We start from the raw sequence: 262 nt of genomic DNA, 5'->3' as shown, positions 1-262 counted from the left end.
ATCCTAGGGGATATTATTCAAGTGGCTGATAAGCAGGCCGCACTGCTTAGCTATTTCCGTAATAACATCTTGCATGTGTTTATTCTACTGTCATTTTTAGCAGCGCTAGTGGCACGCAACGGTCGCATCACCCGCAGTCGCCTTGATGGTATCGTGTCGCAGCTGTATCCCTTTTTACAAAGTGAGCTGTTTTTACATTACCCAGCGCATGGTTTGACGGATACCTTGAATCAAAAAATCGAAAACATGCTGTCTCATGGTC

General features: G+C 45.0%; 1 protein-coding gene. It reads left to right on the top strand.

The genetic code is table 11. The annotated features are described in order from the left end of the window. Positions 1-21: 21 nt before the first annotated feature. Positions 22-262, top strand: a 241-nt coding sequence (locus AAEY93_RS20770) for a hypothetical protein (RefSeq protein WP_351079577.1), incomplete at its 3' end; no start/stop codon positions are given.

Origin of the sequence: Shewanella sp. CAL98-MNA-CIBAN-0140, from assembly GCF_040309905.1 — a bacterium.
GTDB classification, from domain to species: Bacteria; Pseudomonadota; Gammaproteobacteria; order Enterobacterales; family Shewanellaceae; genus Shewanella; species Shewanella psychromarinicola.
Note: the sequence above shows the minus strand (reverse complement) of the source record. Positions and strands in the feature narration are given on the sequence as shown.